The organism is Dethiosulfovibrio salsuginis (assembly GCF_900177735.1).
GTDB classification, from domain to species: Bacteria; Synergistota; Synergistia; order Synergistales; family Dethiosulfovibrionaceae; genus Dethiosulfovibrio; species Dethiosulfovibrio salsuginis.
In genome coordinates this window covers 16,365-42,855 of record NZ_FXBB01000006.1, presented here as the reverse complement: position 1 = coordinate 42,855, position 26,491 = coordinate 16,365, and the positions used below count along the sequence as shown (strand labels likewise).

25 protein-coding genes are annotated in these 26,491 nt (G+C 50.3%); 12 read left to right on the top strand and 13 right to left on the bottom strand.

The annotated features are described in order from the left end of the window. The first annotated feature begins 176 nt into the window (after positions 1–176). On the top strand, positions 177–1,568 hold the full coding sequence (locus B9Y55_RS03820) for an NHL repeat-containing thioredoxin family protein (RefSeq protein ID WP_085544041.1): 1,392 nt from the start codon (positions 177–179) through the stop codon (positions 1,566–1,568). 19 nt (positions 1,569–1,587) lie between these two features. After that, complete coding sequence (gene pepF / locus B9Y55_RS03815; RefSeq protein WP_085544040.1) at positions 1,588–3,387, top strand: oligoendopeptidase F; 1,800 nt, start codon at positions 1,588–1,590, stop codon at positions 3,385–3,387. Positions 3,388–3,437: 50 nt separating this feature from the next. Here the strand turns inward: pepF and B9Y55_RS03810 are convergent, their stop codons facing one another. From B9Y55_RS03810 to B9Y55_RS03800, 3 genes are read right to left on the bottom strand one after another with little or no spacing between them, the layout of a single operon-like run. After that, on the bottom strand, positions 3,438–3,884 hold the full coding sequence (locus B9Y55_RS03810) for a DUF340 domain-containing protein (RefSeq protein WP_085544039.1): 447 nt from the start codon (positions 3,882–3,884) through the stop codon (positions 3,438–3,440). 1 nt (position 3,885) lies between these two features. After that, entirely contained in the window at positions 3,886–4,704 is an 819-nt protein-coding gene (locus B9Y55_RS03805) for a DUF3100 domain-containing protein (protein ID WP_085544038.1), read from the bottom strand. A 30-nt stretch (positions 4,705–4,734) separates the two neighbouring features. Further along, positions 4,735–6,042, bottom strand: coding sequence for an amidohydrolase (locus tag B9Y55_RS03800; protein ID WP_085544037.1), 1,308 nt, complete (start codon positions 6,040–6,042; stop codon positions 4,735–4,737). A 393-nt stretch (positions 6,043–6,435) separates the two neighbouring features. Here B9Y55_RS03800 and B9Y55_RS03795 point away from each other — a divergent pair, with 393 nt between their 5' ends. From B9Y55_RS03795 to B9Y55_RS03785, 3 genes are all read left to right on the top strand, one after another. Beyond that, positions 6,436–7,701, top strand: a complete 1,266-nt coding sequence (locus B9Y55_RS03795; protein WP_085544036.1) for a serine hydroxymethyltransferase — start codon at positions 6,436–6,438, stop codon at positions 7,699–7,701. 112 nt (positions 7,702–7,813) lie between these two features. Then, positions 7,814–8,443 (top strand): HAD family hydrolase, encoded by a 630-nt coding sequence (locus B9Y55_RS03790; protein WP_234986122.1) that lies wholly within the window; start codon positions 7,814–7,816, stop codon positions 8,441–8,443. Beyond that, positions 8,440–10,131 carry a thioredoxin domain-containing protein gene (locus tag B9Y55_RS03785; RefSeq protein WP_085544034.1) on the top strand — a complete coding sequence of 564 codons (1,692 nt, stop codon included), beginning with the start codon at positions 8,440–8,442 and terminating at the stop codon, positions 10,129–10,131. Before B9Y55_RS03790 ends, B9Y55_RS03785 begins: the two co-directional genes overlap by 4 nt. 2 nt (positions 10,132–10,133) lie before the next feature. Here B9Y55_RS03785 and B9Y55_RS03780 read toward each other — a convergent pair whose 3' ends face one another. Both B9Y55_RS03780 and sfsA read right to left on the bottom strand, forming a co-directional pair. Then, the gene (locus B9Y55_RS03780; protein ID WP_085544033.1) at positions 10,134–10,748 is read right to left on the bottom strand and encodes a DedA family protein; all 615 of its coding nucleotides are present in this window, start codon (positions 10,746–10,748) and stop codon (positions 10,134–10,136) included. Positions 10,749–10,770: 22 nt separating this feature from the next. Beyond that, positions 10,771–11,871 carry a DNA/RNA nuclease SfsA gene (gene sfsA / locus B9Y55_RS03775; RefSeq protein ID WP_085544032.1) on the bottom strand — a complete coding sequence of 367 codons (1,101 nt, stop codon included), beginning with the start codon at positions 11,869–11,871 and terminating at the stop codon, positions 10,771–10,773. Between the two features lie 114 nt (positions 11,872–11,985). Between sfsA and B9Y55_RS03770 the strand changes: the two genes are divergently transcribed. Continuing rightward, entirely contained in the window at positions 11,986–12,915 is a 930-nt protein-coding gene (locus B9Y55_RS03770; protein ID WP_085544031.1) for a chemotaxis protein CheV, read from the top strand. Between the two features lie 324 nt (positions 12,916–13,239). Further along, a complete protein-coding gene (gene rpoD / locus B9Y55_RS03765; RefSeq protein ID WP_407641440.1) occupies positions 13,240–14,334 on the top strand; it encodes an RNA polymerase sigma factor RpoD in 1,095 nt (364 codons plus the stop codon). A 35-nt stretch (positions 14,335–14,369) separates the two neighbouring features. On the opposite strand, the gene B9Y55_RS03760 is transcribed toward rpoD, so the two are convergent. From B9Y55_RS03760 to B9Y55_RS03750, 3 genes are all read right to left on the bottom strand, one after another. Beyond that, the gene (locus B9Y55_RS03760; protein ID WP_234986120.1) at positions 14,370–14,711 is read right to left on the bottom strand and encodes a hypothetical protein; all 342 of its coding nucleotides are present in this window, start codon (positions 14,709–14,711) and stop codon (positions 14,370–14,372) included. 16 nt (positions 14,712–14,727) lie between these two features. Then, complete coding sequence (locus B9Y55_RS03755) at positions 14,728–14,898, bottom strand: indolepyruvate ferredoxin oxidoreductase subunit alpha (RefSeq protein WP_085544029.1); 171 nt, start codon at positions 14,896–14,898, stop codon at positions 14,728–14,730. A 70-nt stretch (positions 14,899–14,968) separates the two neighbouring features. Next, positions 14,969–16,000: an NAD(P)H-dependent glycerol-3-phosphate dehydrogenase gene (locus B9Y55_RS03750; RefSeq protein ID WP_085544028.1), complete on the bottom strand. Its 1,032-nt coding sequence runs from the start codon at positions 15,998–16,000 to the stop codon at positions 14,969–14,971. 342 nt (positions 16,001–16,342) lie between these two features. Between B9Y55_RS03750 and B9Y55_RS03745 the strand changes: the two genes are divergently transcribed. Continuing rightward, positions 16,343–17,467 carry a sensor histidine kinase gene (locus B9Y55_RS03745; RefSeq protein ID WP_085544027.1) on the top strand — a complete coding sequence of 375 codons (1,125 nt, stop codon included), beginning with the start codon at positions 16,343–16,345 and terminating at the stop codon, positions 17,465–17,467. A gap of 2 nt (positions 17,468–17,469) precedes the next feature. Beyond that, positions 17,470–17,724 carry a hypothetical protein gene (locus B9Y55_RS03740; RefSeq protein WP_085544026.1) on the top strand — a complete coding sequence of 85 codons (255 nt, stop codon included), beginning with the start codon at positions 17,470–17,472 and terminating at the stop codon, positions 17,722–17,724. A 44-nt stretch (positions 17,725–17,768) separates the two neighbouring features. Here B9Y55_RS03740 and typA read toward each other — a convergent pair whose 3' ends face one another. Beyond that, positions 17,769–19,631, bottom strand: a complete 1,863-nt coding sequence (gene typA, locus B9Y55_RS03735) for a translational GTPase TypA (protein WP_085544025.1) — start codon at positions 19,629–19,631, stop codon at positions 17,769–17,771. 115 nt (positions 19,632–19,746) lie between these two features. Here typA and B9Y55_RS03730 point away from each other — a divergent pair, with 115 nt between their 5' ends. From B9Y55_RS03730 to B9Y55_RS03720, 3 genes are read left to right on the top strand one after another with little or no spacing between them, the layout of a single operon-like run. Beyond that, complete coding sequence (locus tag B9Y55_RS03730) at positions 19,747–20,202, top strand: 2-thiouracil desulfurase family protein (protein ID WP_200806617.1); 456 nt, start codon at positions 19,747–19,749, stop codon at positions 20,200–20,202. 38 nt (positions 20,203–20,240) lie between these two features. Beyond that, a complete protein-coding gene (locus B9Y55_RS03725; RefSeq protein ID WP_085544023.1) occupies positions 20,241–21,404 on the top strand; it encodes a hypothetical protein in 1,164 nt (387 codons plus the stop codon). 12 nt (positions 21,405–21,416) lie between these two features. Beyond that, complete coding sequence (locus B9Y55_RS03720; protein ID WP_085544022.1) at positions 21,417–22,337, top strand: DUF72 domain-containing protein; 921 nt, start codon at positions 21,417–21,419, stop codon at positions 22,335–22,337. Here the strand turns inward: B9Y55_RS03720 and B9Y55_RS03715 are convergent. The 4 genes from B9Y55_RS03715 to B9Y55_RS03700 are packed head-to-tail and all read right to left on the bottom strand — an operon-like array spanning position 22,323 to position 26,459. Beyond that, entirely contained in the window at positions 22,323–23,546 is a 1,224-nt protein-coding gene (locus B9Y55_RS03715; protein ID WP_085544021.1) for a glycosyltransferase family 4 protein, read from the bottom strand. The genes B9Y55_RS03720 and B9Y55_RS03715 overlap by 15 nt on opposite strands. Positions 23,547–23,554: 8 nt before the next feature. Then, on the bottom strand, positions 23,555–23,719 hold the full coding sequence (gene nrdD, locus B9Y55_RS03710; RefSeq protein ID WP_234986119.1) for an anaerobic ribonucleoside-triphosphate reductase: 165 nt from the start codon (positions 23,717–23,719) through the stop codon (positions 23,555–23,557). A gap of 14 nt (positions 23,720–23,733) precedes the next feature. Beyond that, entirely contained in the window at positions 23,734–24,420 is a 687-nt protein-coding gene (locus B9Y55_RS03705; RefSeq protein WP_085544019.1) for an anaerobic ribonucleoside-triphosphate reductase activating protein, read from the bottom strand. Beyond that, complete coding sequence (locus tag B9Y55_RS03700; RefSeq protein ID WP_085544018.1) at positions 24,417–26,459, bottom strand: ribonucleoside triphosphate reductase; 2,043 nt, start codon at positions 26,457–26,459, stop codon at positions 24,417–24,419. Before B9Y55_RS03700 ends, B9Y55_RS03705 begins: the two co-directional genes overlap by 4 nt. Positions 26,460–26,491 lie beyond the last annotated feature (32 nt).

Below are 26,491 nucleotides of genomic sequence, written 5' to 3'. Positions count from 1 at the left end.
GTGTGTAAATCCTTTCCCCACTGCCTTTATAAGGTACTTCCATTACTATATCCTAGGATAAAGAGGTGTGTCAAACGGATATTATACTTTATACACGATACATCTTCGGCATTCGGTAGGTATACCACGATATAGAGGGTATAATTCTCTCGGTGAAAAGCTTAGGAGGTTTTGAGATGGTAACTATATACGGAGGAGCAGCTCCTGCTCCATCGATGCCCGGGCTTTCCCTGGGAGGGGATTCCGGTTACCCTAGAGAGGGCCGAATAACCATAGTCCTCTTTTTCAACGGAGCCAGAGACGATGACCTCTCTATGGTCGATACGGTTATATCCCTCAGGGAAGAGTTCAAGGAGGACGTAGACCTGGTCGGCGTTCACTGTCCTAGGTTTCCTGCTGAGAGGGATATCAGGCGTATGACCGCCTTGCTGGAGTGTTCCGGTGTGGATTTTCCTGTTTACGACGATTCCTCTAAGTCGATAAGAAAATCCTACCTGATAAACGGCTGGCCTGCAACGGTGGTAGTCGATCCTAAAGGATATCTTGCATGGGCTAAAGAGGGGGTTATCCCTCCTGAGATACTTCGCCCGGTGATAAAGACGATGCAGAGAACGGCTAGAGTCGTAGGGGATATCAAGCCTTCAGAACAGCAGAGGTTCAAAGGGACTGAGCTAAATATGCTTCCCGTAAGGCTCGCTCTCTTTGGTGAGAGACTGGTTATCCTTGACGGAAAATCTAATCGATTGATTTTCTTGAACTTATCCCAGGACGGGCTCTCCGCCTCCATCGAGAGATCTATCGGCTTGGGAAGGCCCACTTTATCCGATGTTACGGGCTTTTACTGTTCTCAGGACAGGGTGTTTATATTCGATAGGCGGGGGAGAAAGGTCAGGATTATCGACCTCAAGGGCAAAGAGTTGGGGACTTTCTCCGGTAACGGTAATCCTGCGTTGTTAGCGGGACCGAGGTCTTTCGGTTGCCCTAAAGGCGGTGTCTGTAAGGATGGCCTTCTTTACGTCGCCTCAGCGGGGACCCATCAGATATGGGTCCAGTCTCTATCGGGAGGAGGAGCCAGCCCTTTTGCCGGCACCGGCCGTCCAGGTATGGACGACGGTCCACCGAGTCTGGCGACTTTAGGTTCTCCTGAGGCTATCATATCCGACGGAAGGGTGCTTTTTATCTCCGATAGCTACTCCAATTCGATAAGATGGATCGACACCGCATCAGGTATGGTTCGTACTTTGGTCGGGGAGGGCCCTTTTCTATACGGCTGTAGGGATGGAATAGGATCTAAGGCCCTTTTCCAGAGACCTATGGGGTTGTGCATAAACGAAGGGATTCTCTATGTCGCCGATAGCTACAACGACAGAATAAGGGGAATAGATCTCTCCAATCGTCAGGCTTTTACCCTCTACGGCTCAAAAAAATGGCAGAGACTTTTCTGTCCATCCGACGTTGCCGTAAGAGGAGACAGGTTTTACGTCGCCGACCTGGGAAGTGGCAGGATCGTCCATTTCGATAAAAAAGGCGGAGAGCCGGAGATTTTGGATATAGTAGGTCTAAATTAATCGATAAGGAGATGTTTTTATGAGCAATAAGGGAGCTCTCCCGAAAAGGGACGAGATAGATCAAGCCTATAGATGGGACCTTTCGACTATATATGAATCTGAGGACTGTTGGCAGAGTGCTTTCGACGAGGTCCTTGAAAAAGGGGCCCAGCTCCAGGAGTTTCAGGGAAAGCTGGGGAAAGGCGCCTCAGAGCTCTTGAGCTGTCTTTCCCTGGTCGATGATCTCGGGGTGGAGTTAGGCAAGGTGTTCGTCTACGCCACGATGAAGAGCCATCAGGACGTAGGGGACGAGGACTCTAAGGCTATGGCGGACAGGGCTATGGCCCTCAGCGTTCAGGTATCCACCGCTATGTCCTTTATCGTCCCCGAAATCCTGGCTATCGACGAGGATAAAGTGTGGTCCTTCCTGGAGCAGGAGCCCCTCCTTGAGGTTTATCGTTTCCATCTGGAGGATATTCTGAGGAGGAAGCCCCATGTCCTATCGGCCAGAGAAGAGGAGCTTCTGGCCGGTATGGGCGAGGTAGCCCAGGCTCCTGAGCATATTTTTTCCATGCTCACAAACGGGGATATGGTTTTCCCGAGGATAAAGGACGATAGGGGAGAGGAAGTCGAGCTCTCGGAGGAAAGGTATTATCGTCTGATCAGGTCCAAGGATAGGGAGGTCAGAAAGAACGCCTTTGAGGGGATTCACAGAACCTACGGGTCGTTTAAAAACACTCTGGCGGCGTCCTACGGTGCCAGCGTCAAGGAGGACGCCTTCTCCGCCCGGGTTCATCGCTACGACTCCAGCCTGGATGCCGCTTTGGACGGAAACAGAATACCGGTATCGGTTTACGAGAATCTATTGAAAACCGTTGAGAAGGGCCTTCCCCTTCTTCATCGCTATATGTCCCTTAGGAAAAGGGCTCTAGGTCTTGAGGAGCTCCATATGTACGACCTCTACGTCCCAATTTTCGACGAGCCGGAGGTAGATATCCCCTGGGAGGAGGCCAAGTCGACCGTCAAGGCGGGACTGACCCCTCTGGGAGAGAAATACCTGTCAGTCCTCTCTCAGGGGCTGGAGGATAGATGGATAGACGTATACGAGAATCAGGGAAAGAGAAAGGGGGCCTACTCCTGGGGTAGTTATGGCACAAACCCTTTTGTCCTGCTCAACTACAACGGTACCTTGAGGGACGTTTTTACCTTGGCTCACGAGATGGGACACTCCCTTCACTCCTGGCACTCCCATAAAGGACAGCCGCCGGTCTACGGGGATTACTCTATTTTCGTGGCGGAGGTGGCTTCCACCACCAACGAGGTTCTACTGATGGAGCATCTCCTGAAGGAACGGGAGAATGAGCGGCCCTTCCTCTTAAACTACTACTTAGAGCAGGTCAGGACCACCGTGTTTCGGCAGGCCATGTTCGCCCAATTTGAGCTGGAGACCCACCGAGCGGTGGAGTCTCAGGAGCCACTGACTCCTCAGTCTTTGAGCTCTCTGTGGGGGGATCTGAATAGGAAGTACTATGGCCCGGAGGTCGTGGTAGATGGGGATATAGAGGTCGAATGGGCAAGGATACCCCATTTTTACAGCGCTTTCTACGTATACCAGTACGCCACCGGCTATTCTGCGGCGACGGTTCTGGCGGATAGGATATTGAAAGAAGGGGATAGGGCTGTGCAGGATTACATAGGGTTTCTCTCAGGCGGCAGCTCTATGTATCCTATCGATCTCCTTCGAGCCGCCGGGGTGGATATGGAGGAATCGGCGTCCCTCCATTCGATGCTACGTCTATTTGAGGAAAAGCTGGACGAACTGGAGGGGTTTGTGAGGTAAAACGAGGAGGCCCTGGGCGACGTATCGTCCAGGGCCTCCTCGTTTATCGGTTACAGTTGTCCGGTAAGTCCAAGGACACCTTGAGCTATCAGGGCGGAACACACGTAGGTTCCGACGAAGACCACTATGGATACGACGACGATCCTCCATCCGGTCTTTTTGAGCAGGTCGAGGTCCTTGCCGAGGGCCAGTCCTGCGTAGGCCAGTATGGGAGTCGTGAGAGCTAGAAAGTTAACTTTTTTAACCCATCCGCTGAATACCTCCGCACCGGGGAATGTGGGATAGGTGAGAATACAGCCTATCAGAACTATCCACGCCACGCTTGGGATGTTGCCCGGTATTACCTTACCTAAAGCTATGCCGGCGACACACAGGCCAACTAGAAAGACCATACCAGGAAGGGACTCTACTATGCCGTTTCCCGATCCCACCATGTTGCCCACCAGGCTCATAGCCGCGACTATGATCAGTACCGCTACGACTTCGGTGAATTTCATGCTATTTGCCTCCCTTTTTTACAGGAGCCTCAGGCTCTATTCCATACTTAAAACGGTAGGTTTTTCTATAAAGCCACTCGGACATAGGTAGAGCCAGCCACAGGGACATATAGAGTCCGTCCAACCCAGAGAGCATGTTGCTCGCCGCCCCAAGGGCCTGGAGTTCTCCCGCTATATCGGGGAACATCGCTGAGAGAGATCCCACAGAAGCGGTCATCATGCTGGCACTTCCTACCCCAGATGCCATCGCCAGTGCCTTAGGGCTGAGGGGCAGATATGCCGCTGCGGTGGTGGCCATGAGGCCGTAGAAGATCGTCCCGAATACGGTTCCGCAGATGTAAACCCCCATGACTCCCCGTCCCTCCGGTCCGTCGAAACCGTAGATGTCCCCTATAAGGGCCACGTTAGGCTCTCTGGCCACCGAGTGGGCCGCTCCTATAGATTCCCTCTTGAGCCCTATCATCACCGCTAGAGGGATCCCCAGAAGAATAGTCCCTAGGTTTCCGAATTCCTGAAGAATCAGAGCTGGTCCTGATTTGATTATGGCAGGGAGGTTAGGTCCCACCAGCGTCCCGTATCTGGCCATCAGGAGCATTAGGGTGACTCCGACCAGGCTGCCTGCGTCCACCATGTCCTTTTGGTTTACCGCTTTGATGAACTTAGGTCCCATCAGGGCACCTGCCGCTAAGGCGTAGAGCATCGGCAGAAGCACCAAGGTTCCCGGTCCTATCTTGAAAGAATGAATTCCTATAAATTCGGCCCCGATGACTAAAGCCAATACGATAACGTGAATTTTTACGTTCTTGATCCCATCGATCATGCTTGTCCCTCCTCGTCCTTTACACCTAAATCAGGAGAAATACCCTCCTAAGGTCCTGAGATAGCTCTCTTTTGTCATGAGTGGCTTGAAGTTATTTAATAAATCCCTCCCCTCTAATGCTCCATCGGCCAGAAGATCCACCACAGTCATGGCCATTATCTTAGCGGGGATTATCACCGCTGCTCGATAGTCTACCACGGTGAAGTCCTTTGAATGGAGGGCCCCTGTGACCCCGCCTGTGTAGGGGTGTATAGCAGGCATTATATGGCAGACGTCTCCCATGTCGGTGGAGGCGTTGAAATGGCCTGTCCTCGTTATCCTCGATTCGTCGAGGAGGATAGAGGCGTTTCTGGCGAAGACGTCGTTAAGCCTGGGGTTACAGGCGAGAGGGAGATAGCCCGGTATGGTGTGGATCTCGGTGATAGCCCCGACACAGTCTCCTCCCGCTTTCATGGCCCGATCGAACTTGCCGTGGGTATCGTCGATGCTGGTCAAGGTTTTGCCCCGTACGTATGCCTCTAGCCTGACGTCCGATGGAACGCTGTTGACGGTGTCACCTCCTTTAGTGATGATGAAATGGACCCTCACGTGATCGTCGTCTAAGAAGGTCTCTCGTAGGGCATGCACTCCGTTGATGCCCAGTACCGCCGCGTTCAGGGCGTTTATCCCCTCGTGGGGAGCCGCTGCTGCGTGGGTGGCTTTCCCTGTATAGCGGACCGTTTTTGCCACAAAACCGTTTCCCGTTTCCCCTATCCCTATCGACGGCTCGGGCATGTCCGTCCATGCGTGAACCATCATTGCCATATCTATATCGTTAAAGGCACCTATCCTTATTAGTTCCTGTTTCCCGCCGAGAAAGTTTATCTTGCCCTCGGTCCTCATGTTTGACCTTTCGCCTATCTCGATAAACTCCTCCGAAGGGACAGCGAAAAACGTGACGTTGCCTCCCAGGTGATCCTCTATCTTCGCCTCTGCGAACCCCGCGGCGACGGCCATCAGAGTCCCTATCTGGAGGTGGTGTCCGCAGGTGTGGGTTGCTCCGGTTTTTGGGTCCGCCTTAGGGCTGTCGGAGCATATTATTCCGTCCAATTCACCTAACAGGGCGATATTCGGACCTGCACATCCCTTCCGTAACGATGCCTTCACCCCTGTTATCCCTAGACCTCTCTCGTAGTCGATTCCTATGGAATCCAGGAAACTGGAGACTTTTTCCGATGTCCTGTGTTCCTTAAAACCTAGTTCAGGCTCCCTCTCTATATCCATGGCAAGGTCTATAGCCCTCTCTGCCCAACTGTCTATGCTGTCGCAGAGGGCTCTTTTTAGGCTCTCTCGGTCCATTTATACCCCTCCTTTTGGATCTTTTTATGTATCCGATATCCTACGTGTTGTTGTGTACTATATCACAGAGCTACTTCCTGTGTTTGTCGTTAATCTAAACGAGAGTATTCTTTTTAGTGGAGATATCGTGTTTCGACCATTTTTGTTTATTTACGTTCCAGAGACCTTGGTTTTTTCATGGTCATGTTTTTAGCTTTGTCCATAAAAACGTGTTTCCTGGCGTTTTGTATTCTTTTGTGCCCGACTCTTCGGTTTTGTTGATAGTTCGCCGGTGGAAAAGCCAATGTTTTAGGCCTATATGGGATTGGAGTTTTTGTTATAATAACCCTTAGGTTGGTTCGATTCTCTTAAGGTACCTTTTCGGTGCCTATGATTTTGAAAGGTGGGTATATGATGTTTGGAAAAGCTGCAGCCATGTTGAAGCAGGTCGATCCTGAGATTTCATCCATTCTCCTGGAGGAAGCCTACCGTCAGGAGCGGCAGGTTGAGCTTATCGCCTCGGAGAATTTCGTCTCCCCTGCGGTGCTCGCTACGGCAGGTTCGGTCCTCACCAACAAATATGCCGAGGGCTATCCCCATAAACGCTATTACGGTGGCTGTGAGGTCGTCGATAAGGCGGAGGATCTGGCCATAGAGAGGGCTAAACAGCTCTTCGGTTGCGACCACGTCAACGTTCAGCCTCACGCTGGAAGCCAGGCCAACATGGGTGTGTACTTTTCCGTCCTTGAGCCTGGAGATACCATTCTCGCCATGAATTTGAGCCACGGAGGACACCTTACCCATGGATCGCCGGTCAACTTCTCCGGTAAGCTCTATAACGTCATTCCCTACGGCGTGTCTAAGGATACTGAGACCATAGATTTCGACGAGGTCCGTCGTCTGGCCAAAGAGCATAATCCAAAGATGATCGTCTGCGGAGCGAGCGCCTATCCTAGAGAGATAGATGCCGAGGCTTTTCGCCAGATAGCCGACGAGGTCGGCGCTTACCTGATGTTCGATATAGCCCATATAGCCGGTCTCGTCGCTGCGGGATATCACAAAAATCCCGTTCCGTTTTGCGACTTTTTGACCACCACGACCCACAAGACTTTGAGAGGTCCTAGAGGTGGTATGATAATGTGTACCGCTGAGCACGCCAAGAAAATCGACTCCGCTATTTTCCCGGGAATGCAGGGTGGCCCTCTGATGCATATCATAGCCGCTAAAGCCGTGGCTTTTGGAGAGGCCCTTCGCCCCGAGTTCAAGGATTATCAGAAAAAGGTCGTGGAAAACGCCTCTACCCTTGCGGAAGAGCTTGTAAAGAGGGATTTTCACCTTGTCTCCGGTGGAACGGATAACCACCTGATTTTGCTTAACCTCACCAATAAGGGAGTCACAGGAAAAGCCGCTCAGATAGCCCTCGACGAGGCCGGTATAACCGTCAACAAGAACACCGTCCCCTTCGAGACTTTAAGTCCCTTCATCACCAGCGGAATAAGGGTTGGTACCCCAGCTGTTACGACCAGAGGTTTTGGAAAGGACGAGATGGTAAAGATAGCCGAGTGGATAGACAGGGTCGTCTCCAGCCCTGAGGATAAATCGGTGCTTAAACAGGTTCGTTCCGAATTACTTGAGGTCTGTGCCGCTAAACCCCTTTATCCCTGGCTCGATAAGGAGTAACATACAATCAGGTTTCTACATATCATGAAAAGGAACCGGGGATTATCCCGGTTCCTTTTTCGAGTTTATCGGTGCTGACTATAGACGGGAAGAGGTGGTTTTGTTGATAAAGGTGGTTCTTTTTGATTTTGATATGACTTTGGTGGACAGCAGCCAGGGGATTACCGACTGCGTGAACGCCGTGGCGTCTAAAATGGGACTTCCATCGGTCACGAAGGATCAGGTTTTAGGCATCATAGGGATCCCCCTTGAGACCGGCTTACATAGGCTCTGGGGAGATTACGATGAAGCCTGGTTGGCGGAGTATAGGAGGATATTTAGGGAGACCGAGTATGCGGGAATAGTTCCCTTTCCCGACACCCTCCCGATGTTGGAAAAGCTCCGATCCATAGGAATCAAAGTAGGTGTGGCGACGAACCGTCAGATCGCCGAGCCGGTAGTCAGGGCGGTAGGGCTTTTTGATCATCTCGATCTCGTTATGGGGCTGGGAAAGGAATATAGACCTAAGCCTGAGCCCGATATGATCCTGGCGGCGATGGAAAATCTAGGTGGAAATTTAGCCGAGACCGTCTACGTCGGGGACACCGATATAGACATGAAGACCGCCTGTTCCGCCGGGATGAGAGGTGTAGGGGTCACTTCGGGAGTCTTCTCAGCTTCCCAGCTGGTAGATGCAGGGGCTTGGAGAACCCTCGACGGTGTGGGCTTTTTGATCGAATTGGTGAGGAGAGATGTTGGATGAAATCCCATGACCTAGAGGAGATCAAGTGGGAACGATGGGGAGAGAAGGCCCTGAGAAGGGCTAAAGATGAGAATAAGCCTTTATATCTTTTCATCCGCTCCAATATGTCACCTCTGTCTTTGGAGATGGAGGAGTGTTCTTTTTTGAGCCAAGATGTTGTAAAGGCTCTGAACGAGGATTTTATATCCGTAAAAATAGATAGAGAGGAGTATCCCTTTCTCTGGGAGATAGCTTTAGTAACTAGCTGCGTCATGAATGGTTCGGGCGGCTTTCCTTTGAACCTTTTTTTGACTCCCGATCTCAAGCCCTTTTTCGTCGCCAGATATATGCCATTGGAGGGGACTCCCTCAAACCCCGGCATGGTCGATTGTCTGCCCAGGATAAAATGGCTTTGGCTGACTGGAAATCAGTCGGTGTTAAGCGCTTCGGAGGAGATAATGGAGGGGGTCAAAAAAGCTACTGAGGTTGGAGGAGATGTCTCTTTAGAGGATGCCCTCAAAGAAGCTGTCTCGAAAATTCAACAGGATTTTGATCAAGAGTTTGGAGGATTCGGGAAAGACACAAAAACCCCTATGGTACCGAGGCTTCTGTTTTTGGGCGAGTACAGCCGGGTTTTTGATTGCCAGGTATCGGATTCGATTTTCTCCAGGACCTTGGATGTCATGTCCCAGAGGGCCATAAGGGATCATCTAGGGGGAGGCTTTTTCTCCTACTCCAAATCCAGAGACTGGTCAAATCCCATGCTGGAAAAACGTCTCTCCGATCAGGCCATGATGGCCATAGCCTTCGCCGAGGGGTTCGATAGGTACGGCAAGGTGTCCTACTGGAGGGCTGCCGATGAGGCTCTAGCCTACATCTCTATGGACCTTTTCGATCCTGAGAGAGGATTTCTCGTCGGAAGGCCTTTCGATCCAGAGAGGAAAGGATATTATTCTTGGTCGAAAGAGGAGGTCGATAGCCTCTTAGGTTCCGATGGGCCGATTTTCAGAGGATGTTTTGCCATCGATGGTCCTGACTCCATTCCCTCTATGCCATCCTCCTTAGAGAAAATGGCGGATATGGAGGGTTTTGAGGATCCTGAAGACCTTGTGGACCTCCTATCTAAGGGATGTCAGATACTCTCTTCTGCCCGGATGAACAGAGCCGCTCCGTCCCTGGATAACAGGATTATTACCGATTGGAACGCTTTGGCTATAGTCGCTTTGGCTAGATGTGGTAGGTTGATGGACAGACCTAATTACGTTAGGATGGCTGAGAGGGTTTGTTCTATCTTTTTAGAGGGTAGTGTAGTGCACTGCGATGGAGTTCCCGCTTTCTTGGAGGATTACGCTTTTCTGACTTGGGCTACCGTAGAGCTTTATCGCTCCACGGAGGATAAAAAATGGCTCGACGCCTCCTTGGACCTTGAGGGACGAGCCAGAGAGCTTTTTTCATGGGAGGATAGCTACAGGGTAAACTCCAAAGGAGGAGAGGGGATTCTCTTCCCCTATTCCTCGGGACAGGACGGATCGGTTCCCTCTGGGGCGGCGGTGATGGCCGGAAATCTGGTATCCCTGTGGCTTATCACAGGGGATGAGTCATATCTGACCCGATCTAAGAAAGTTGTGGAGCATTTTGGGGGGGCTATTTCCAGAAGCCCGGAGAACCACCTGTTTTTACTTCTCTCCGTTTTGAGGAACATGGCCTGATCCTAGGCCATGTTCCTCTTTCCCTTTTTTTTAATTCTGAACACGTAAAAGGCCACCAATAAGGCACAGAGAGCCAGAAGGCCTAAGGTTATCTGGTGGATGTACTGTAGCATTATAGCGCTGTTGCTTCCCAGCCAGTATCCGACAAGAGCCAGTATAATCACCCAGATACCCGCTCCTGCTGCTGTGAAGGCACAAAAGGCCATCAAAGGCATTCGGGCAACTCCCGCTGGAAGGGATATGTACTGGCGAAGTCCGGGAATGAGCCTTCCTACAAAGGTGCTTATGTGGCCATGATGGAGGAAAAAACGCTCCGATTTATCCAGCGTTTCGCTGGAGACCAGAAAGTACTTTCCGTACTTTTCAAAAAAAGGCCTTCCTAGTTTTACCGATATCCAGTAGTTGAAAAGAGCGCCTAAAACGCTCCCTAGTATTCCTGATAAAATCACCAGGACTAAGTTCATCTGTCCCTGATGGGCCAGATATCCCGCCGGAGGAACTACCACCTCGCTGGGAAAGGGGAAAAAGGACGACTCCAAAAACATGAGAAATATGACTCCAGGGTAACCTAAAGCCCCTACGGTGCTGACTATCCAGTTTACTATTTCGTGAAACATTCAACTCTCTCCTTTTCTCTTTTTAGATATTAAGCCTATTTATTCTAGTCTCTATTATTATTTTTACAAAAGAAGAGCTCTCAAGAGGGTTTTCGTCGAATCTAAAGAGATGAGCTCCAGCCTCCTGTGGTAACAGAGGTCCAACGTCGATTTTTTGTGAAGCTATTTGGGTCAGGGCCCCAGATAGAGAAGGTCCTAGGTCGTGATTTGCCCTAAAGGGTATTATCTTTGGAGATGGCAACCGGTTTTTCAACCTTGAGGCGATTTTTTGCAGGCTATTCGACGCTCCTGTGGCTAGAACCCAGAATCCCTTTCCCAGGGAGATTTCTTTCTCCCGATGAATCGCTATCTGGTCACGATGAGGCAGGTGAAACAAGGCGAGACATCCACCTTTGTCCCTGAACTCCGCCTCCAAGGTCTCCCATCTTATTGGGATCTCTCGTGGAGAGGCCGTCACCGATAGGTCTTCATCCCACTTGACCGCTAGAGAGGATATCTTAAGCCTGTTTTTTTCCGCTAAGATTGCTCGGGCAAAATCCGGGTCTGTGTGGTATTCTGGACAAAACCAACGGGATTTTGGGGAGTGTACCACAAATAAGATTCCTCCCTCAGTCCCTTCGGTGGATATTTTACCCAGTTCCGACACGTGTTTGGTGGCCCTGGAGGAAGGTGCGTCAGGGAACATAGCTCCCTGAGATCCAAAGAGGGTACAAGACTTTACCTCCAGTAAAAAAGGGCCTCCCTGAGGGGTTTCAAGGAGGAAGTCAAACCGGCTGTTGCCCCTGGTGATCTCTCTCTTTATCACTTTGTATCCTTTAAGGGATGGTATCCCATCGTTCGCCAAAAGGGCTTCAACGAGATCGTTTGTCCTGTGGGTGTGGAGGAGAATTGGGCCTTCGGAGGATTTTACCCCTATAACGGTGAAGTCGGTTTTGCCCTTTTCGTTTTTTGTGAGTATGACCTCTGCCCCAGGTATCAACAATTCCCAAAGCCTTCCGGGGTTTGGGAGGTGACATAACACCGACGACCGCCCTACTGTACAGGTTACGACGAACCTGTTAGGGCGGTGTATGAATTTACCGGAATATAGAGTAACGTTTCTGAGAGGGCTGTAGTAGGTCATGGCGATGACTATATCACGGGATTTTCTTTTTGTCTTGCTGGTAGAAGAAGGAGGCGCTTTTTATGATAGACTATAAGAGGTACTCGACGACCTGTGCGAATGGGGGTAGTTTTTATGCGGGTAAATGAAAAAATACTTACTGAGGTTGGGACTAATGAATGGCAGGTTGTGGTTTTCTACTTGGGACAGCAGGCTTTCGCCATTAACGTGGACAAAACTAGAGAGATATTGCGTTGGACCGGTTGTAGACCTGTGCCCGACGCCAATCCTGCGATGATAGGGATAACAACCGTAAGAGGAGAGGTCCTTCCCCTTGTGGATCTAAGGAAACACCTTAAGATAAGCTCAGATGTTGAGATGGAAAGCAGTAAAATAATAATAGCTGAATTTAACGAGCTAAAACTAGGGTTTGTAGTCGACGGAGTGGAGAGGATATATAGGATCAACTCCGACGAATTGGACGCCTCTCTGACAGGCTCTTTCCTAGGGGAGAACTCCCTTTACGTGATAAAAAGGGACGAGAGAAACATCATTCTCCTCGATTATGAGAGAATCGTTCAGACCGTCAATCCCTCTATTATGTCACAGTATAAGCTGGATTCTGCGAGGGCCGCTAAAATGACCGACGGGTTAGGTAACCTTGATGTTTACAGGATTCTTATCGCTGAGGACTCACCTCTAATTCGGCGTCAGGTCATAGATGTCCTCGATCAAGGGGGTTTTCACAACGTAGAGAGCGTCGGTCACGGTAAAGCCGCCTGGGATCGGATCGCAGAGGAGGAAGCGGGGCACTTTGACCTGCTTATCTCCGACATAGAGATGCCTAAAATGGACGGTTTTGCCCTTACCAGGCTCGTTAAAGAGAGCGAAGCTCATCGCGATATGCCAGTGATTATCTTCTCCTCCATAATGGCGGAGGATATCCGCCGTAAGGCCGCCAGTATAGGTGCTGATGCTCAGATAACAAAGCCTGAGATCGAAGGGCTGGTTGAGAAGGTCTGCGCGCTTTTAAGGGAAAGAAACAGATTGGAGATGTCCAGGTAGCTCTTTTGGGGTGTACATAGCCTTTGAGTTTTGTCGATAGAGTACTTCGTGGTATAATCAAGTCCTATTGGACGATAGATCTTACGACGAAAGAGAGGGGATATATATATCCCCTCTCTTTCGTCGTAAGACGTTTTAGCCTCTTGTTGCCCATTGAGATCGACGTTTTTTGATGTAATATGGGTAGAGGTAGTTTTGTATAAAAAAAGGGTTCCTAAAGGTAGGGGGAGTAGTGGCTATATGGCAGGTTCAGAGAACAAATCTCCTGTGAGAGGTAAGGCTTCGAAAGACGTTAATATTTCTCGTGACGACCTTAAGGTCTATATGGAGCGAATCAGAGAGCTCATAATGCAAGGTCGCAAAAACGGCTATGTCACCCAAAAGGACATAGAGAAGTTCATCCCTATAGAATTCTGGAACACGGAGATACTGGAAAACGTGTTTGAGAACCTTATGGAGATGGGTATAGAGGTCATAGAGGAAGGAGACGCCCGGATCAAGGCGAGCTCCCAGCCCTCTGCGCAGTCATCGTCTTCCTCTTCCGATGACGAACACGGATACGTAGATGAGCTTGGAAAGCTCGACGACATACCTCTGACCGATCCGGTAAGGATGTATCTCAGAGAGATAGGCAAAGTTCCTCTGCTTGACGCGGCAGAGGAGGTTGAGCTTGCCAAACGGGTCGAGGACGGTGACGAAAAAGCTAAACAGAAGATAATAGACGCAAACCTTCGTCTCGTGGTCAGTATCGCCAAAAAGTATATCGGAAGGGGAATGCTTTTTCTCGACCTCATCCAGGAGGGCAATCTAGGTCTTATCAGGGCGGTGGAGAAGTTCGACTATCGCAAAGGGTTCAAGTTCAGTACCTACGCCACTTGGTGGATAAGACAGGCTATAACCAGAGCTATCGCCGATCAGGCCAGAACTATAAGGATACCTGTGCATATGGTTGAGACCATCAATAAGATGGTGAGGGTGGCAAGGCAGCTGGTGCAGAAGCTTGGGCGGGAGCCCTCGGACGAAGAAATTTCCGCGGAGATGGAGATAGACGTGACCAAGGTCGAGGAGATCAGAAGGATTGCGCAGCTTCCGGTATCCCTGGAAACCCCTATAGGCGAAGAAGAGGACAGCCAGCTAGGGGATTTCATAGAGGACAGAGATCTTCCTAGCCCAGAGGAGGCCGCGGCCTGTAACCTCCTTCATGAGCAGATAGAGGAGATGCTGGATGCCCTTTCGGACAGAGAGAGGGAGGTCCTGCGATATCGCTTCGGTCTAGAGGATGGTCGCTCCTACACCTTGGAAGAGGTCGGCCGGCGTTTCGGCGTCACAAGAGAGAGGATAAGGCAGATAGAGGCTAAAGCCTTGAGAAAACTTCGTCATCCTAGTAGAAGTAAAAAATTAAGGGATTTTTTAGAATAAAACATGGGAAGAGCACTTCTTGCTCTTCCCATGTTTTATTCTGTGGCTTCCCGACGTTTATTTCTAAAATATAAGGCGGTATCGGTGCTCACCATAAGGGTGTTTAGGATGTAAAGGCTGAATACCGGCCAGTGAATCGACGGCTCAAGAAGGCATTTCGCTATGCCAGAGGCGTATCCAATTAGAATTACGACCAGAAAAACTAAGCTTTTCCCCTTTGTGCTTCCAGAGGTGAAGCTTTTGAGTATAGAGGCGGGCCAGGCCATGCCAAAGCATATGAGCATGAGCCCTTCAAATATTTTTACCATGGACATTTCCAATCGATCCTTTCCGGTGTCAACACAGACAGAGGCCGCCTCCCTCAGGGAGACGGCCATTTTAAATATCTTTGTCTTATAGAGAGATAGCCTCTACCGGACAGGCAGAAACGCAAGCTCCACAGTCGACGCACTTTCCCTCGTCCACACAGGCTTTGCCGTCATCCATGGCTATAGCCTCTACGGGGCAAATACCGACACACGCCTCGCATCCTACGCAGGTATCTTTGTTTATGTTAGCAGCCACAAGAACCCCTCCTCAATGTCGTTTGATCGTGCCTAAACTATACACCATGATACTATTGAGTGCAACTGTTTTAATGATCTACCTTTTGACCCTCAAATACATGAGGAGGGTACTCCGGTTTGGGATCTCTTGAAAGAAGATCCTTTATGGTTTCCTCCGGCGAGTTGTTTTGGTAAAGTACCTGGTATACTGCCTCTGTTATAGGGAGATCTACCGATAGGGATTGGCCTAGGGCGACCGCCGCTTTGACGGTATAAGCCCCTTCCGCTACCTGACCTAAGGAGGCGACAGCTTCGTCTAAGGTCATTCCCTTTCCTAACGCCACTCCCAACCGGAAGTTTCTCGAGTGGCGGCTGTATGCGGTTACCATTAGATCCCCGATGCCCGCCAATCCCGCCAATGTTATCGGATGGGCTCCCATGGCGACGGCCAGTCTCATTATCTCCGCCAGGCCCCTTGTTACCATAGAGGCTATGGCGTTGTCCCCCATTTCCATGCTGTGGGCCAGTCCTGAGGCCACAGCCACGACGTTTTTCAACGCTCCGCCGGTCTCTACGCCGCATACGTCGTCGCTGGAGTATATGCGGAAGAAGTTGGTGTTAAGGGCCTTTTGCCAGATTAAGTATTGATCGGATAAGTCTGATGCAGCCACCACCGCCGTGGGAAGTCCTTTGATAACTTCCTCCGCGTGGCTAGGGCCGGAAAGTACGGTATACTTTGCTAGAGGTATCTCTTCCTCGACGATTTGGCTTATCCTTTTCAGGGATTGGGTTTCGATCCCTTTTGCCACGTTGCACAGAGAGACGCTTTCCCTCGATGAGACTTTGGCGATCTCCTTAAGTAGCGGCCTGACGCTTTGGGTAGGGACTGAAAGTATCCATAGATCGGAGAAGGAAAGGGCTTCCTTAAGATTGGAGGTCGCTTTTACTTCATCCGGTATAGGCGATCCCGGTAGGTACCTTAGGTTTTCTCTGCTTTCCGTTATAGATCTGGCTTGCTCTTCCCTTCGACACCACAGGGAAACGGTGTTACCGTTTCTGGCCGCTACGGTAGCTAGAGCGGTGCCCCAGCTACCGCCGCCTAGGACGGTTATTTTTCTCACAAAAATTCCCCCTTAAGTATCCTGTTGGACGGTATCTCCTGACGATATTACGATATATCAGAGATAAAGCCAACCTGTTCCGGTTATAGGGGATATTTTTTTGCGTTTGTTACTCTAGGGAACCTCTAGAAGCTTATCTTCGAGTTCCGAAGAGACCGTCCTGGCTACGCCCTGTTTCAAATAATTGTATTGGAGCGATTTCCTGTCGCCTCCATTCGTACTCAAAGGTGGCATGTCGAGTATAGGGGCTCTGAGCTCTGTCGGAACGATCTCTCAGAGGATGAGCGTTTTTAGAGGTTCCTCATAGTCTTGGCTCTTTATCCAATCGTGGGAGGCTTTTTTATGCCAGAGTTGAGTTTTAATCGTATAGATAATATATTTAATGATGTGAGCAGTGTGCTCTCCGGTGGGCTTGATGAGTTGAGTAAAATCAGGATGGAGGAGTACGAACGGTATATTGAGTTAAAAGATAGATATGGATCTATACAGGTCGAGGTCGAGGAAGTCCTGGAGGCCAACGAGAGCTGTAGTCGTCAATGCCAAAAGGCTCGAGAGCTGCTGGTCTCTTCCGCGAGATCTGGAGATGAGGCAGTTGAAAAGGAGGCCTACTTTCAGGTAGAGCATCTGATGAAGATGAGAGGAAGTCTGGAGGAAAGGGAGAAAAACCTGCGATCTATGAGGGACTATTTAGCCAGGGAAATAAAGAGGAAGGAGGAAACCCTCAAAAAAACCGAGGAACTAGGCAGTCGCTTCAGGATGGCCATAGAGATAATAGACACAGGGCGTAAGGTTGAGACGCCGGAAAAAGACGGAGTTCTGGCTGCAGCGGTAGCCATGGCGGAGAGGGAGGGGCTCCATCTGGGCAGAGAGCTCCACGATGGGCCAGCTCAGAAGTTTGGGGGGGCGGTGCTGTCGGTTGACCTAGCGGAACAGTACCTTATTTCCGGCATGACGGAAAAGGCCCTCTCCGAGCTACGGTGCCTGAGAAACATAGTTGAGGATGCGGATAGCGAAGTAAGGGCTTTTCTTATGAGGCTTAACCCTCCAGGTATCGAAAAAGGAGTAGATGTAGCCCTTGAGAGGCTTGTCGCTCAAATGGAAAAGCGGTACGGGATAGACGTGGGTATGGCAGTGGATGGAACGGGATGGCAGATGCCTGTATACCTAAAATCGAATATCTTTAAGATAATATATCAGGCTATGGTTAACGCCGTTAAAAACGGAAGAGCTAGTAGAATAGATCTTAGAGTATCTATGGGGAAAGATTCTTTTAGAGCGGTGGTGAAGGATGACGGTAGAGGTTTTGACGTCCATAAGGCCAAGCTGGAGGCAGAGAGCCGAGGATGTTACGGCATAAACAGCATGGAGGAAAGGACCTCTCTGGTTGGAGGAAGCTTGACTATAGAAAGTCAGCCAGGTAGGGGAACTACGGTAAAACTTGTTATTCCGTTAAAACGGGAGGTTTGAAAATGACATCTATGACCCACAAGGCCTCGGCCTTGGACTTTTTAGCGAGATCGACTATAAACGTCGATGATGACAGCTGTTATCCTGCTGCCCCTGATTTGATCTTCGACGTGGACATAAGGAAACAGGAGGACGGAGAGGCACAGCTCATACTTTTTATCAAAGACGACTTGGGAAGGATGCAACACAGGATAAGGATGAATCGGACTTCCGCTAGAGATCTTATATCCGCTCTTAGGGATGGCTTAAAGGGATGAGGGAAAACGGAGGGACTGACTTGCAGCCCCTCCGAGGATCTCTTTTAGTCTCTTTTAGTGGCTTTTTTCCTCTCGTTCATGTCGAGGATGGCTTTTCTTATCCTGATCTCTTTAGGGGTTGCCTCTACAAGCTCATCGTCGGCAATCCACTCAAGTGCTTTGTCCAACGACATCTTTCTTGGGACGTCCAGTTTTATCCCCATGTCTTTCGTGGCGGAACGGTGGTTGCTGGTTTGCTTCTTTTTAGTGGGGTTACAGGGGATATCGCCAGGTCTGGAGTTCTCCCCCACTATCTGGCCGTTATAGACCTCTATTCCAGGGGATATAAACAGCGTTCCTCTCTCCTGAAGGTTGTCGAGCTGATACCCTGTCGCCGGTCCGGTGTCCATGCTTACCATAGATCCCCTGTTCCTGGATGAGACCTCGCCTTTCCAGGGGCCGTATCCCACAAATCTAGAGGCCATGATTCCTAATCCTCTCGTATCGGTCAAAAATTCGCCTCTGTAGCCTATCAGCCCTCTTGTAGGGATATCGAACTTCATCTTGACGACTCCTGTGTCCATTACGGACATATCTACGAGGTCCGCTTTTCTCTGAGCCAGTTTCTCTATTACCGTTCCCTGGTATGCTTCAGGTACCTCTATTACCAGCTGTTCCATAGGTTCCAACGTCTTGCCTGAGTCGTCTTTTTTCGTTATTACCTCTGGCCTGGATACACATAGCTCCGAGCCCTCTCGGATCATCTCCTCTATAAGGATAGCCAGCTGAAGCTCTCCTCTTCCGGAGACCTTTACCCCGTCAGGTCTTCCTAGGTCCTCAACTTTTAGGGCTACGTTGGTATGGGTCTCCCGCTCGAGCCTCGCCTTAAGCTGTCGTAAGGTCAATGGAGTCCCGTTCTTCCCGGCGAAGGGGCCGTTGTTGACTAAAAAGAACATAGAGACCGTCGGTTCCTCTATCTCTATAGGGGGAAACGGTGGTTCCTGGCTTAGAGAGGATGAGAAGGTATCCCCTATATCGATCGATTTAGGCCCTGCTATCCATATGATATCTCCTGCACAGGCCTGCTCGGTCTCGACTTTATCCAGTCCTTTGGTTACCCAAAGGTGTACGGATTTTTCCTGGGATTTTGTCAGAATCTTCCATTCTTTTGTCTTTTCGGAGGAATCCTCCCAGGCCGTTCTGGTCTGGACAAAAGGTTCTCCTTTGGATATTTTCCCCGATATTATCTTGCCACAACCTATCTGGCCGACGTAATCGTTCCAAGCTAAGGTGCTTACCTGCATCCTGAAAGGGGCATTTTCATCTACTTCAGGAGGCTGTACGTATTCAACTATGGTCTCAAAGAGGGGTTCCATATCCCTTCTTGCGTCGCCTAGTTCTTTGACCAGCCATCCGTCGAGCCCTGATCCGTAAAGCACGGGGAACTCTAACTGAGACTCATCGGCTCCTAGTTCTATAAAGAGATCTATGGTTTTGTCCAGAGCTTCGTCGGGAGTAGCCCGAGGACGGTCCACTTTGTTTACTATAACTATAGGCTTTAAGCCTAGGTTTAAGGCCCTCGAAAGGACGTATCGAGTCTGAGGCATCGGTCCTTCGTTTGCGTCCACTAGAAGTAGAACCGAGTCCACCATGGATAGGACTCGTTCGACCTCTCCAGAAAAGTCCGCATGTCCCGGCGTATCCACTATATTTATGAGATAATCCTTCCAGTTGACTGTGCAATGCTTGGAGGTTATGGTTATCCCCCGTTCTCTCTCTATCTCGCCGCTGTCCATAACCCTTTCCTCTACCTTTGCGTTTTCCCTGAAGACCTGGGTCGCTTTAAAAATGGAATCGATCAACGTCGTCTTGCCGTGATCGATATGGGCTATTATGGCGAGGTTTCTTATTTTCTCTGATGCTTGCACATATACCACTCCTATGATATTTCGTATGTTCAGACTGTAACCCAAGGGAGAGATGATACACCTATAGCGTCTGATTCACAAGTATCAATGGATATAGATCTAGACCCAATGTATAATGATAGTCCGAAAGGCTGATGTGAGTATGATAGTAGTCAGTGCCTGTCTGGTAGGCCTTAACTGTCGCTACGATGGAAGCTCCTGTCTTTTTCAGGGAGCTGTGGAGCTTATGAAAATGGGGCTAGCTGTCCCCCTCTGCCCGGAGCAGCTTGGAGGCCTCCCCACCCCTAGACTACCTTGTGAGATAAAGGGGAATAAGGTCGTGAACCTTAATGGCCTCGATATGACTGGGTTTTTCGACAAAGGCGTAAAGGAGTCTCTCCATATGGTTGACATGTTGGACGTGAAGGTCGCTTTACTCAAGGAGAAAAGCCCCTCCTGCGGAGTTTCATGGGTTTACGACGGCTCTTTTTCCGGTTCTCTACGTAGGGGCCAAGGTTTTTTTGCCTCCGCTTTGTCGGATCGAGGGGTAACCCTTTTCTCGGAAAATAATTTTACTGTGTCCAGATTATAGACTGTGTACAGACAAGACTGGAAAGAGGGTTTTTGTTTATGGAGCAGAGGGAAAACGGGACTATTTTATGTTCCAAAGAAATTGACGATGTCCTGGCCTTACAGATATGGCGTGGTTCAGGTGCCCCTAGGTTAGGCATATATAACAAAGCCAAGGAAAGGATGAAGCCAGTCCGTTTTTCATGGCTTGAGGATGGTGCCAGGGTCCTGAAGATGAAACATAAAAGAGGCCAGACGGCGGAATACTCTATGGATGTACTAGAGGATTCGGTCAGAGATCTGATAAGGGAGCTTTCCCGCGATCTTTCGTTCAGGTCTCTTTGTCTTAAGACGACGGTGGTCTTACAGGATATGGCCATGGAGCCCAGGATTGTCATGGATAAAAAGGATTTTGCCCTTCTTCCAGAATCGAAGAGAAAATCCCTTTGGATCACCGATCTATCCGAGGGTAAGGACGATGGGGTCTTTCTTCCCTGTTTCGACATATCGGATCAGGAGGATTCTTTTTTTGAGAGGAACGGCGAGGAGAGGTTTGTCGAGGTCCCTAGAGGGGGAGATATAAGGGACATACGAGGTGCTGGCATAGTAACTAAACTGGTATCCGTCGATCCTGGGCGATGGTATATGCCTTTCCAGATAGCTTCGGTAGGGACTATATTGGGTTTTTCCATGGTCGGAAGCGATGGAATAGACTTTGCCGACTCTCTGTGGGAGGCTCTTAGGAAAAGGCGTCTCGCAAATATAGCGGAAGACCTGGACGGCCAGGCAAAGGTGGACGCTTCAAAGTTATCCTCCTTTATGGTCTCGCTGGTGAGGCATTGGCACTATCTGGGATCCCTTTCGTACAGGGATCACCACGATTCCGACGGGCTCCTGAAGTCCGAAGGCTTTGCTAGAAAAAGGCGTTTCGATCTTTCCGCCGGTCAAATCGGGGATATCTCTTACGTCGTCACTTTCTACGAAGACGGTCAGGGAAAGGTAGCTCTTGGATGCAAAGGTAACGGCAGGACCTCCATGCACGACGGGGAGATGGTTTTTGCTATGGATGAGTCCGATTACAATAAAGCACTAAGGGCCGACGCCTGTGGGAGCGCTCCCGATGAGCTTTATACCGTGGTGAGTCTGATAAAGGCCTGGAGAGCCAACAGGTGGTGCGACAGGGTAAAGCGCCTTGTCGAACCTGCTTTAATGGGCCATCGGTGAGCTGAGGCATCTGTGATTAACGTCAGAATAGGCACATGCTCCTGGGCGGACCGTCAGCTTCTATCCAGTGGATGGTATCCCCCTTCCGCCAAAGACGGGGAATCTCGCCTTGGCCATTACTCTTCTTGTTTCGACACTGTGGAGGTTGACAGCACTTTTTACGCCATTCCAGATATAACCGACGTCTACCGATGGGCCTCCTGGACTTCTCCTGGTTTTATCTTTAACGTTAAAGCCTATGGTCTGTTCACCTTTCACTCGGTGCAGTGGACCTCCCTCCCGAGGTGGGTAAGGGATGAGATAGGCCTCTGTGAGGAAAAGAGGATAGATTTCAAGAAAATACCGAGGTCCATCAGGCTTGAGCTATGGCATCAGTTTTCTGAGTCTATAATGCCGCTACATAAAGTAGGAAAGCTAGGTTACGTGCTGTTCCAACTCCCTCCCTGGGCGTCTTTTTCCGACCGTATGATGGTCTATCTGGATCGGGTTGTAGAGGAGGCAAGGCCCTTTAAGATAGCCTTTGAGGTAAGAAACTCTACCTGGTTGGATAAAGGGAACAGAGATGTTTTTTTTGAAAGGCTCAGAGGTCACAATATAGCCTACGTGGCCGTCGACGAGCCATCGCTGCCTTGGACCGTTCCTGCTGTAGTAGAGCCTACTGCGTCCTGGGGAAGCGTCGTTCGATTTCACGGTAGAAACAAAGAGGCATGGGATAGAGGAAGCTATGTCGGAGAGAAGTTCAGGTACTTATATTCCAGAAAAGAGCTGGAGGAATGGAAAGAGCCTGTCCTAGGTCTCGCCAAAAAGGTGGACAGGCTCTTTTTGATGTTCAATAACTGCTGGTCCGATTACTCTGTGAGAAGCGCTTCCTTGATGCAGGATATCACCGGTCAGCCTAGGTTTGGATCTCAAGGGGAGCTAGATCTCCGATAGGGCCTGCTCGTATGCCTTTTCCGTCCTCTTAAATACCGAGGACCATTCAAATTCGCTTATCGATAGGTCGACAGGCAGATTGCCTTCGCTGACCCTCTCCATCTGTTCTATCAGAGACTTTCGGAGCCCTTCTTTAAAGGAGGGCTCCTCCCTTTTTAAAGGTCTTTCGCCGTTTTCCGTCATCGGGACCGCTACGGTGGACCAGTAGTCCCGATTCAGGTTTTTTATGACTTCCTTGACCCCAGGTAACTCGGTGGCTACCACCCTACATCCCGATGCCAGAGCCTCCAGTAGGACCAGAGGAAGCCCCTCGTGGAGTGAGGGCAGGGCGAAAAGATGACAGGTCCTCATTATCTCCCCTACCTTAGCAGGGGTAATGTTTCCGTAGAGGACGACGTTGCTGCCTAGGGATCTCAGTAACTCGGTGCATTTCGCTCCGTCTTCCCCTTCTCCTGAACCTGCTACGTGAAGCTCCCAGGGCAGGTTTATGGTCTTAAGGGCCTCGACAAGCCATGGAATGCCTTTAGCGGAGGATATTTTCCCAGCGCAGACTATCCTGATAGGAGGCGGTGGAGGGGTATCCCCTGGGAAGAACAGATCCTTTCTGTACCCCCCTCCTGTGACGGTTATTTTATCCAGATCCAAAGGTATTAAGGAGGATATTTCACGCCGTTGGGCGTCCGTAAGGGCCATTATCCCGTCGAGAGAGCTACACCCTTCCGATACGTAAGGTCGAAGCCTAGGGAGAGACCGTATCTGTCTCAGGTCCGAGCCGTGGCAGGTGGCAACGACAGGGATTGAAGGGAAGGTCTTTGCGGTAAGCGACGTGAGTATCCATAGATGATGGCAGTGGATAATGTGGGGTTTAAAGAGATCGACCGATTTTATAAGGGCGTCGGAAAAGGCCTGCCTGTAGGCTGTGAGCTGTTCGTCGGTCAGATCCCTGAATCTGGTGTGAGAGTAGGGCATGACGTCGCTCATTCCGGGGATCTCAAACGGGATTCGATCGGATCCAAACTCCACTATGGTGGACTTCGATTTTGGGACAGGAGGATCTGTTAGCCGATGGTTTAGGGATTCGGCGGCCACTAGGTACATATGGTGGCCGGCTTTTGTTCCCTCCTCTATCAGGGAGCGGACGTATAATCCACTCCCTGTGCTCTCGGGACGCTGCGATAACACCTGAAGGATCCTTAGCCTCCCGGTCATGGTGCCTCTCAGGCTTTTTTTACGGTTTCTTGTCCTGTAGACCTGTCGAAAGTAAGCCTATCGGAAAACTCCTCTTTTTTGCCTTTGTTCCACTGGGATACAGGGGAGAGAAAACCGACGACCCTCGAATATACCTCACATCTAGTTCTGTTGTCTTCCTTCATTACGCTCATCCTCTCTGTTTTTGTCAGATTCTGCACTTAACTTCCTCCACGTAGGGAGCTATTATACCGGCGTATCCCTTTAGCTCTCCTTCGGTGAGAGCCCTTGAGTGTCTGTATTCCTCCGAAAGTAAGTTCCCTATCGGTCTGAAGTATTGCAGGTAGTGTATCTTAGCCCCTTGAACGAGCTGTCCTATCCCTCGGGCGGAAGTCGAATCGTGAAGCCCCGGGACAAAGGTGGTCCTGAACTCGTAGTCCGGAGCTGAATCCATTATTAAACTTATAGACCGTCTTATTTCCCTTTCGTATCCCTCCGCACCTGCCACCTTAGGGTAGTCCTCGAGGGGGGCTTTGACGTCCATGGCTACGTAGTCGAGAAGGTCCTTTTCGAGAAGTTTTTCCAGGCGATCCGGGAGGCTTCCGTTGGTGTCCAGTTTAACCAGAAGGCCTAGTTCTTTTATCGATTTTAAGAAATCCTCTAGGTCTCCCTGTAGGGTAGGTTCTCCCCCTGACACTACCACTCCGTCTATCAGGTGTTTTCTGGAGAGGATGAAGGCCATCACCTCATCTTGGTCTATTACCGGCTCGTCGGTTACAAGGCCTCCGTTGTGGCACCAGGGACACCTAAAGTTGCAGCCTGCGGTGAAAACCATAGAGGCCAGCTTCCCAGGGTAGTCTATAAGGGTCGTCTTTACGATACCCCCTATTCTCACGACAAGGTCACTTCCTCCTGCCTAGCTCTCTCCAGCTCCCGCTCTGAGTCGCATATAGGACAGAAATGGTGCTCGCCGGATATGTAGCCGTGGATAGGACAGACGCTGAAGGTAGGGGTAACGGTGAAGTAAGGTAGTCGATAGTTTTCAGCGATCTTTTTTACCAGTCTTTTCGTGCTTTCACCGTCGACCATCCGTTCGCCGAGAAATCCGTGGAAAACCGTCCCTCCTGTGTATATCGTCTGCAGCGGTTCCTGAAGGTCCAGTGCGTCGAATATATCGTCTGTAGCGTTTACGGGAAGCTGTGATGAGTTGGTGTAATAGGGCTCTGCTCCCTCGATAACCGCCTTTTGGTTCGCGCAGTGTATCCGATCTCCGAAAAGGTCCTTATCCGCCCTGGCGAAGCGATAGGTTACCCCCTCCGCTGGGGTTGCCTCCAGGTTGTAAAGCATCTCTCCCTCTTCCTGATAGTCCGCCATCCTGGCTTTCATCGCCTCCATTACGTGTTTAGCCATAGAGATAGCCTCAGGATCGGTGAGATCTTTGCCCATAAAGTTGACCATAGCTTCGTTCATACCGTTTAGTCCGATAGTGTTGAAGTGGTTGTTCCAGTACCTGCCCGATTCCTGTTTTATGGATCTCAGGTAAAACTTCGAGTAAGGGTAGAGATTTGCGTCGGTGAGTTTCTCCAGTATCTTTCTCTTGACCTCCAGGCTCTCTTTCGCCAGGTCCATCAGAGCGAAGGTCCGTCTCAAAAAGTCGTCCCTGTTCTCCGCTAAAAAGCCTATTCGTGCCATGTTCAAGGTGACTACACCGATCGAACCGGTCATCGGATTAGATCCAAAAAGGCCCCCGCCCCTTTTTTTAAGCTCTCTGTTGTCCAGCCTGAGTCTGCAACACATAGACCTAGCGTCGTCGGGACTCATGTCGGAGTTTATAAAGTTGGAGAAGTATGGAATGCCGTATTTAGCGGTCATCTCCCATATAGGCGTCAGCTTAGGGTTCTCCCAGTCGAAATCGCTGGTGACGTTGTACGTCGGTATAGGGAAGGTAAAGACCTTTCCTCTGGCGTCGCCCTCCAGCATGACCTCGGCGAACGCCCTGTTTATCATGTCCATCTCCCGCTGGAAGTTTCCTAGGTTTTTTTCGGTAAAACTGCCTCCTATTATGGCAGGAAGCCCCGCCAGTGCCTTAGGAGGGGTCAGGTCCATGGTTATATTGGTAAAAGGCGTCTGAAACCCCACTCTTGTAGGGACATTGAGATTGAACACAAACTCCTGGATCGCCTGGCGGACCTCCTCGTAGTTCAGACCGTCGGCAGCCACAAAAGGAGCTAAATAGGTGTCGAAGTTGGAGAAAGCCTGAGCTCCTGCGGCCTCTCCCTGTAAGGTGTAGAAGAAGTTGACTATCTGGCCTAGAGCGCTTCTGAAGTGCTTAGGTGCTTTGCTGCCTATTTTCGTGCTGACCCCTGTAAAGCCGTTCAGGAGCAGATCCTGAAGGTCCCAACCGCAACAGTACACCGACAGATTGTTCAGGTCGTGGACGTGAAGGTCGCCGGATACGTGACTCTCCCTTATGGAGGGAGGATATATCTCGTTAAGCCAGTATTGAGCGGTGACCTCCGACGCTATGTAGTTGTTCAGCCCCTGGAGGGAATAGCTCATATTGCTGTTTTCGTTGACCTTCCAGTCCAGTTTTTTAAGGTAGTTGCCGACCATCTCCACCGCTCCCGCTAGTAGCTGCTTCGTGTCCCTCAGCCTAGCGTGTTGCTGCCTGTAAAGGATATAGGCCTTGGCTATGTCAGCCTGCCCCTTTTCTATCAGGATCTTTTCCACCAGATCTTGAACCTGTTCGACTGAAGGAGATCCATCCCTCGCGAAAAAGATGTCTAGATACGATTCGGCCTGACGGGTGACGGCCTCCCCTATGGAGCTGTCGTCTCTGTCTACCGCCACAGCGGCTTTCATGACGGCTTTTTTTATCCTGTCCCTCTCGAAGGGGACTTCCCGACCGTCTCTTTTCCGAATGTATCTGACCATAGCGTCACGTCCTTTTCTTGTTTTTCCCCTCT